Source organism: Xanthomonas sp. SHU 199, from assembly GCF_000364665.1.
Classification (GTDB): domain Bacteria; phylum Pseudomonadota; class Gammaproteobacteria; order Xanthomonadales; family Xanthomonadaceae; genus Xanthomonas_A; species Xanthomonas_A sontii.
This window is the reverse complement of the sequence record NZ_AQOI01000070.1, coordinates 1-7,950: the sequence shown is the minus strand read 5'-3', so window position 1 is coordinate 7,950 and position 7,950 is coordinate 1. Positions and strand designations below refer to the sequence as shown.

The following is a 7,950-nucleotide window of genomic DNA, read 5'->3' as shown; positions in this document are numbered from 1 at the left end:
CGGGCGGCGGCACGGCGCGAGCGCCGCCGCGCCTGGGGACCGGCGCTGCTGCTGCGGCCGCTGCTGCCGGATTGGCGCTGGCGCGCGGCCTTGATCGGCATGCTGGTGCTGGTCCTGCCGTGGACCAGCGCACACTGGCTGGGCGAGACGCGCAGCTTCCTCGTCTGGTGGCGCCAGGTCGGCCTGCACGGCGATGGCGGTCTGCTGCTGCAAAGCCTGCTGCCCTCGTTGCTGGCGTACGGTCTGCTGGTCGTCGCCGGTGCGCAGTTGCTGGCCTGGCACCACAGCCACGCCGAGCGGCGCGCACTGCAGGCGTTCGTACGCCTGCCGCTGGCGCTGGTGCAAGTGGCCGATGCTGGCTCGCGCGATGCAGGGACGACCTATCCGGTGACCCGTGCGCCCTGGCCGCAGCGCGCCCTGCACGGGCGCTGGTCCATTCCCGCCACGCAGGGCGACCTGTCCGCTGCGCGGCTGCTGGCCTTGCACGACGGCAGCGAGGACCCGCGCCTGCAGGCGCTGATCGTGCTGCCCGATGCCCGCCATGCAGCGGCCCTGATCCTCCTCGACGCCAATCTGGCCGCCGACGCTCCGCCGTCGCTGCAATCGCTGGCGCTGGCACTGGCCGAAGACGCCGCCGTCGATGTCGCACCGATCGCCGCGCTGCACGACCACGTGCAGGCCTGGGAGGTCGCGCGCGGCCAGCAACGCGCGCTGCTGCAGCGGCTGCAGAGCCTGGATGCGGTGCAACGGCACTGGGCCGACGTCGCGCTGCCCGACGCCACGCTCGACCAGATCCTGAAGCTGGTGGACCTGTTCGTGTCCGGGCGCCAGCCGGCGCCGAAGGGCATGCTCCTGCACGGGCCGCCGGGCACCGGCAAGACCCTGATCGCGCGCAAGCTCGCGCGCAACGCCGGCTGCCATTTCGAGGCGCTGGGCGTGGCCGACCTGAAGGCTGCGCACGTCGGCCACACCGGCCCCAAGGTGCAGGCGATCTGGCAGCGCTGCCGCGCGCACGCGCCGGCGATCCTGTTCATCGACGAATGCGAGAGCGTGTTCGCGCGCCGCGGCGGCGCCGACAGCGACAGCTTCGGTGCGGAACTGGTGCAGACCTTTCTCGCCGAATGGGACGGCTTCCATGCCGCGCACGGCCAGGTGCTGGTGATCGGCGCGACCAACCACCCGGCGCTGCTGGACGACGCGATCCTGTCGCGCTTCACCGCAAGCATCGCCATCGGCCTGCCCGACGCCGCGGCGCGCGCACGCATCCTCGGCGCCGAGCTGCAGCGGGCCGGTTTTGCGCTGGAGCCGGACGCGCAGGTGATCGCCGACAGCACCGGCCTCTCCGGCCGCGACCTGCACACGCTGGTCGCCCGGGTCGCAGCCGAGTGCGTGGACGGCACGCTGGACAACGCCACCCTGCTCGCGCACCTGCGCGCGCTGCGCGGCAAAGGCTCCACTGCCGTCGCCACGCTCGGCTGGGACGACATCGTGCTGCCGGCCGCCACCGTCGAGGAGTTCGTCGGCCTGGGCAAGGAATTGCGCAATGCCGAGACCCTGGCCTCGCTCGGCGTGCCGGTGCCGCGCGGCATCTTGATGATCGGCCCGCCGGGCACCGGCAAGACCCAGGTCGCACGCATCCTCGCCAGCCAGTCCGGGCTGGCCTTCATCGCCCTGAGCAGCGCCGACCTCAAGGCCGGCTACCTCGGTCAGTCCGGCCAGCGCGTGCAGGCGGCGTTCGAGCGCGCGCGGGCGCAGGCGCCGTGCATCGTGTTCGTCGACGAATTGGACATCGTCGCGCCGGCGCGCGGTGCCGACGGCGACGACGCCTTCACCCGCGAGATCGTCGGCCAGCTGCTGCAGGAACTGGACGGCGTCGCCAGCCACGCGGGCCAGGTGTTCCTGCTGGCCGCCAGCAACCATGCCGCCGCGATCGACCCGGCATTGCTGTCGCGGCTGGATCGACAGATCGTCATCGCCCTGCCCGACCACGCGGCGCGCGTCGCCATCGTCGCGCGCCTGCTGCGCGGCAAACCGCTGGACCTCGACGCCGACGCCGCGGCGGCCTGGATCGCCGAGCGCAGCGACGGCCAATCCGGCCGCGACCTGCACAACTGGATCAGCCGCGCCATGCGTCGCGCCGTTCGCCGCACCTTGCAGCACAGCGACGATGCGTCCGGCACGCGACTGCAGTGGGACGATCTGGTCGAGACGGCGAACGCGACGATGTAAACATCTCGCGGGAAGAGGCAAGCACGGGGTGCGGAACCAGGAGTGCCGGCTGGAGTCCCTGTGGGAGGGGCTTCAGCCCCGACGCCAGGATCCACACAGAACCCAGTTGCCACGGCGCACATTTCAACAACAGCGCAAGACCCAGTACAGAAGCGCTGACGTCCACACAACGCCCACGCTGGCATCATGCGGGCGACCCCACGGGACCGAAGCACGTGACTCACCCCCCCTCATCCCCGCCGCCACGCGCCGAAGCCATCGTCGTGATGGGCGTGTCCGGCAGCGGCAAGACCAGTGTCGCCCAGGCACTGGCGGCCCACTACGGACTCACCTTCCTCGACGCCGACGACTTCCACAGCGCCGCAGCCAAGGCGCAGATGGCGCACGGCATCCCGCTCAGCGACGCGCAGCGCGCGCCATGGGTCGCGGCGCTGGCGCAGCGCCTGCGCGCATCGGTCGATGCCAGGCAGAGCGTCGTGCTGGCCTTCTCCGGCCTGCGCAAGGCGCACCGGCAGCAGCTACGGGACACCGGCGTGCCGATGCGCTTCGTGTTCCTGCACGCGGCCGCGCATGTCATCGCCGAGCGCCTGGCCGCGCGCCACGGCCACTTCATGCCACCGGCCCTGCTGCAAAGCCAGCTCGACACGCTGGAACTGCCGCTGGACGAGGCAGACGTGATCTCGGTGGACGTGGACGCGCCGTTCGCCACGGTTGTGGGCGATGCCATCGCGCAACTGGATGCGAGCGCCGCGATCGCCTAGCGTGTGCCTTGTCGGCATACCCTCAGCCATGCGTCCGTTTGTGGCGGTGGTGACGCAGTTTGCCCACCGTAGGAACGGCGTCAGCCGCGACGAACGAAGCGAAGGTCCCTGAGGAAATGCGTTCGTCTCCGAGCCAAAGCGCCTTCCGTCACCACCGCATTGCGGCCTTTCACTCGTGACGGCGGACAAGGCACCGACCTTCTTGCAGTGTGTAGTGCGACGATGCCTACAAGCGCCACGCTACCCACGCCGCCTCACCCGCCCCACCACGAAGCGCGACACGTTCGGCTCGTCGGGCACATGCCAGCGCCACGGCGCGTCCATCGCCTTGCTGATGCCGATCCGTGTGGTGACGACTGGCGCGGCAGGCGGGGGCGTCCCGTCCTGCCCCAGCCACAAGCGTGACCGCCGCGTCGTCAGGTCCAGCCCGTTGTCCGCACCCGTAACACCCAGCGCCTTGGCCAGGCGCCCAGGCCCACGGGTGAGATCGGCGGCGCGCACGGCACCGCGTGCCGACTGCATCGCCTCGATCCCGGCCACAGGCGCCAAGGCGCGGATCAGCACCGCATGCCCCGGCGCACCACCGCATACCGCATTGAGCGCCCAATGCATGCCGTAGATGAAGTACACGTATAGATGTCCGGGCGGGCCGAACATCACCCGCGTGCGCGGCGTCATGCCGCGGAACGAATGCGCCGCCGGATCCTCTACACCGCAGTAGGCCTCCACCTCGACGATGCGACCGCAACGACCGTCGGCAGCGATGAGCAGCTTGTTCAACAGCTCCGGCGCCACCACGCGGGCATCGCGCGCATAGAACGCACGCGGCAAGGGCTTGGCGACAAGCAACTCCATGCGATCAGTCTAAGCCCTGCAGCGAGGTCGCGTCGTGAGTCACCACCGGTGCATCCGCATCTCCACGGTCTCAATCGAACACGTCATCTCGCCAACCGCAGCGCATGCTGTCGCTTGTGGGAGGGACTTCAGTCCCGACGCATGGAGTCTCCAGGACCAGGATCATTGTCCTGGTCCCCCGATCGCGGCAGCGCATCGCGGTGAGCGGTGGCGGTCCTGTATCGAGGCATCAGCGCGGGTACAGAGCATGTTCATCGCTGTGATGGCGACCAAGCCATGCCGCAGCCGCATCAGGGCACAGGGCACATCACATGCCCTGCCCTTTTCTGCTCGAAGCAGCACCAAACGACGCCCGCATCCCCTACCTGTCCCACTCACTCCTGCGGAACGTTCAACTCTTTCAGCAATTGCGGCGCCGGATACACCTTGGCCATCAACCAGCGGAGATAGCGCATGTCCACATGGATCGCGCGCTTGTAGCGCGGGTCGTACCACCAACTCGCGCTGACCGCCTCCCAGTTGCTGTCGAAGTTCAACCCGATCAGCTCGCCGCGCGCATTGAGCACCGGCGAGCCGGAGTTGCCGCCGGTGGTGTCCAGGTTGGTCAGGAAGTTCACCGGCTGCGTCTTCGACTGCAGATCGACCGTGCTACCGAAGTCGCCCCTGGCGATCGCCGCCAGCAGCGGCTTGGGCGCATCGAACGGCTCCCTGCCGGTGTTCTTCTCGACGATGCCGGCCACCGTGGTCAGCGGCGCGAAGCTGACCGCATCGCGCGGCGCCAGCGGCTCGACGCGGCCATAGCTGATCCGCAGCGTGCTGTTGGCATCCGGATACACCGCTCGGCCCTGCTGCTTGCGCCAGGCGAACAGCGCACGCATGTAGGCCGGGCGCAGCCGCAACTGCTCGCCCTCGCGCGCCTTACGCTCGTCGTCCAGCCGCAGCTGCGCCGGCACCAGCGCGGCGGCCAGCGTCAGCAACGGATCAGCCGCAGGCGCCTTACCCTCGCGCGCCGCGGCAAAGCGCGACAGGCGCTCGGCCTCGGTGCCCAGCGCCGTGCCGGCGTAGGCCTTGTCCAGCGCCGCCTGCAATTGCGCCGCGGTCCGCCCGAACGCCGCATCGAACTCCGGCACCCGCTGCGCATCCGGCAACTGCTGATAGCGTGTCAGCAGCGTGGTCAGCAGCGCCTTCTCGACGGCCGGCGAATAGCGCCGTTGCACCTGTTTGAGCATGCCCTCGATCAGCGCCAGGTCGCGCTGCTGATAGCCGCTCTCGCGCCGATCGTCGGGCTTGGCGGCCTCCAGCCGCAGCCGCTCCAGGGTCAATGCCGAGCGCAGCGCCTGGGTTTGCGTGGCGATCAAGCCCAACAGCAGATCGCGCTCGCGCAACGCCGACGCCTGGCCAAGTATCTTCTGCAATGCCGCGATATCGCGCGCATCGCTACCGTGGGTCGACGCAAGCATGCCGCGCTCGTCCTCCGCACGCAGCCGCACCGCATCGCTGCGCTGCAGCCCTTCCAGTTCGCCGGCCGCCCGCTTGCGGTTGTTCTTCAGCGATTGCAGCTGCGACGCGTAACGCGTGCGCGCCTCCGCATCGGCCTTGCCCGCCGCCTCGATCACCTCAATCAACTGGTCCAGCACCGCGACCCGCTGCGGCAGCGTCGCCTCCACCTGCTCGGCAAACTCCGCCGCCGTGCGATGCCGGTAGGTGATGCCGGGGTAACCAGCCAGCATCGCGAAATCCCCGGCCTTCGGCCCATCGGTGGCGATCTGCAGATGCGCCGGTGGCTGATAGGGCACATTATCGACGCTATAGTCCGCCGGCTTGCCGTCCTTGCCCACGTAGGCGCGCAGCAAGGTGAAATCGCCGCTGTGCCGCGGCCACATGAAGTTGTCGATCTCGTCGCCGTAGTTGCCGATCGCCCGCGGCGGCGCGTAGACCAGGCGCACGTCGCGCAGTTCCAGCTGGCGGATCCGGTAGAAATCGGCGCCGTAATACATGTTGGCCACGCTGCAGCGCACCCCGGCCTCGCGCTCGCAGTCGGCGACGATGCGCTTGCTCGCCGCATCCACCGCATCGTAGTAGGCGCGCCCGGTCTTGCCCTTGGCCGGCCCCAGCACCTGATCGGTGACCTTGTCGAAGCCCACCGTCACCAGCACCCGGAAATCCGGATTGGCCGCGCGCTCGTCGGCGCGATCCCGCGCGATGAACCCGTTCTCGATCAGGTTCTCGTTGGCCGAGGTGTTGTACTGGATCACCCCGTAGGCGACATGGTGATTGGTCAACAACAACCCGTCCCCGGACACGAACGCCCCGGTCCCGCCCCCGACCTTCACCACCGCGCTCAACGGCGGCTGCGTCACCTCGGCCAGCGTCTGCGGATCGCCCTGGAAGCCTGCCTCATGCCGCTGCTTGGCCAGTTCCGGCATCTGCGATGGCATCCACATGCCCTCGTCGGCATGGGCGGTGGCGGTAAGGGCGAGGCTTAGGGTGAGAGAGGCGGCAAGGGAATTGGGCAAGGGCATGCTGAAGTCGAGACAAAGAACGTAGCCACGACCTTAGCCGGCCGATGCGATCGCGGCAACCAAGACGCCAATTCATCCATCAATGGAGGTGATCTTTAACAAAAAATATCCAGAATGCTCCCGAAAAAAGCGAGCGCACGGTCATTTCACTTCCTACGACCCTATATACAGATGCCTGCTATTGAATAATTAAACCCAACTTCGCCACCCCTTAATCTGCCAACAAAAATGAGTTTATTTAACCATCAATTAAATGGAGAGAAATCTGTTTTGATGCGATTAGAACGGAAGCACCATAAATCGGCTGAATCTCCCAAAACTGAAGAACTCCATTTTGAATCTCCTTAGATTTTTCATCAACATGAGGAAATCTACCCTTCACATAGTTTTCTTCGCCCACCATCATCAACTGCAATTTAGACAATGCATTGGCGTTATCCATTTTTGAATGGTCAAGTAAAATTTCGATAATATTGTTTAACCTAAATCCTTCTATTAGCACATCATAGACGCCAGTTGCCGATATAAGATAACGCAATTTGCCGTTGTTTTTAGTTATTTCAATTTCTATTTTTTTTGTTTCGTTACTTGCATTGATTTTTACTATTTTTGATTCAATTAATTCGTCGAAATATTTCATATTTAGTTGTCTCGGATTAAATTTATCGTTGCGTTATTCCACTGGTGGAGGAGGTAAATCTGGAATTTCACGCCCTGGATGCTCTCTTTCACCATTTTCCCACTCATGAACATGTGGATAAGGTGCTCCCTGATGAGGGTTATCAATATCTACCTTAGGTCTACCGTCAGGCCCATACAACCGCGATCTCCGCCGACCATCTATCCATTCACCTGGTGGGCCAACTGAAGGAACGTCCGACATTTTTGACCAGTAACCAGGTATTTCTCCGCAAGCCGCGGCTCCACAAGGGTCAGGAGACATGAAAAATAGAAAAGGCCCCATCACTCCCGCACCAACGGTACTTGATAACCAAGGAAATATTTCTATTGCCTCTGGAATCACAGCTACAGCTCTCACTGGAGCAAATGTGAGTATTGCGGAGTATGAAGCTTGGGAAGACAAGTCTCGCTTAGCAACCACTGTAATCGGATCAAGGTTCTTTACAGGCTCTGGCTCTTGCTCTGCTGCATTACGGCCATCCACATCGATAAACTTATAAGGATTTCCGTTGGCATATCTGTAGCGATTAAAGTTTTCGACAGGGCTTCTAATCGCCAGCACAGGATCTACAGACAAAAAAGATCCAACTTGTGCATCAAAGTACCGTTGCTGCATGTACGTCAGGCCAGTTGCAGCGTCCATTACGTGCCCAGTATAACCAGGACTATTCGTAATGGGGCGATTTAAAAGATATCCATATGGTTCATACTCACTACGCTCAACGGTGTTGCGATGCTCATCCGTAATGAGCACAACAGAACCTAACCCATCTGTATGGATATAGCGGACCGTCTGCGCGGAGGCACCGAACGCGACAAGCAACGAAAGGGCGACTGCAGCCATCAGGTGCAGGACCGCATGAATCCCCTGGAAATTTGACATCACTCGTCCTTGCGAGTTG

The 7,950-nt window shown here is 64.3% G+C and carries 6 protein-coding genes; 2 read left to right on the top strand and 4 right to left on the bottom strand.

Annotated elements, in window-relative coordinates; genetic code table 11:
- Positions 1 to 2,229, top strand: a 2,229-nt coding sequence (locus D183_RS0103600; protein WP_017907794.1) for an AAA family ATPase, incomplete at its 5' end; no start/stop codon positions are given.
- Between the two features lie 266 nt (positions 2,230 to 2,495).
- Positions 2,496 to 2,990 carry a gluconokinase gene (locus tag D183_RS0103595; protein WP_017907793.1) on the top strand — a complete coding sequence of 165 codons (495 nt, stop codon included), beginning with the start codon at positions 2,496 to 2,498 and terminating at the stop codon, positions 2,988 to 2,990.
- Positions 2,991 to 3,230: 240 nt separating this feature from the next.
- On the opposite strand, the gene D183_RS0103590 is transcribed toward D183_RS0103595, so the two are convergent.
- The 4 genes from D183_RS0103590 to D183_RS26270 form a co-directional block, all read right to left on the bottom strand.
- Positions 3,231 to 3,845, bottom strand: coding sequence for a DNA-3-methyladenine glycosylase (locus tag D183_RS0103590; RefSeq protein WP_017907792.1), 615 nt, complete (start codon positions 3,843 to 3,845; stop codon positions 3,231 to 3,233).
- A gap of 374 nt (positions 3,846 to 4,219) precedes the next feature.
- On the bottom strand, positions 4,220 to 6,289 hold the full coding sequence (locus D183_RS0103585) for a S46 family peptidase (RefSeq protein WP_017907791.1): 2,070 nt from the start codon (positions 6,287 to 6,289) through the stop codon (positions 4,220 to 4,222).
- A gap of 316 nt (positions 6,290 to 6,605) precedes the next feature.
- The gene (locus D183_RS27310) at positions 6,606 to 7,007 is read right to left on the bottom strand and encodes a hypothetical protein (RefSeq protein ID WP_157835167.1); all 402 of its coding nucleotides are present in this window, start codon (positions 7,005 to 7,007) and stop codon (positions 6,606 to 6,608) included.
- A 33-nt stretch (positions 7,008 to 7,040) separates the two neighbouring features.
- Positions 7,041 to 7,950: RHS repeat-associated core domain-containing protein (locus tag D183_RS26270; protein WP_106405165.1), on the bottom strand; the 910-nt coding region annotated here is incomplete at its 5' end.

What these genes read in the sequence shown, in the direction of transcription:
- D183_RS0103595 (WP_017907793.1), top strand. Translation starts at nt 2,496, where the DNA reads ATGGGCGTGTCCGGCAGCGGCAAGACCAGTGTCGCCCAGGCACTGGCG.
- D183_RS0103590 (WP_017907792.1), bottom strand. Translation starts at nt 3,845, where the DNA reads ATGGAGTTGCTTGTCGCCAAGCCCTTGCCGCGTGCGTTCTATGCGCGC.
- D183_RS0103585 (WP_017907791.1), bottom strand. Translation starts at nt 6,289, where the DNA reads ATGTGGATGCCATCGCAGATGCCGGAACTGGCCAAGCAGCGGCATGAG.
- D183_RS27310 (WP_157835167.1), bottom strand. Translation starts at nt 7,007, where the DNA reads ATGAAATATTTCGACGAATTAATTGAATCAAAAATAGTAAAAATCAAT.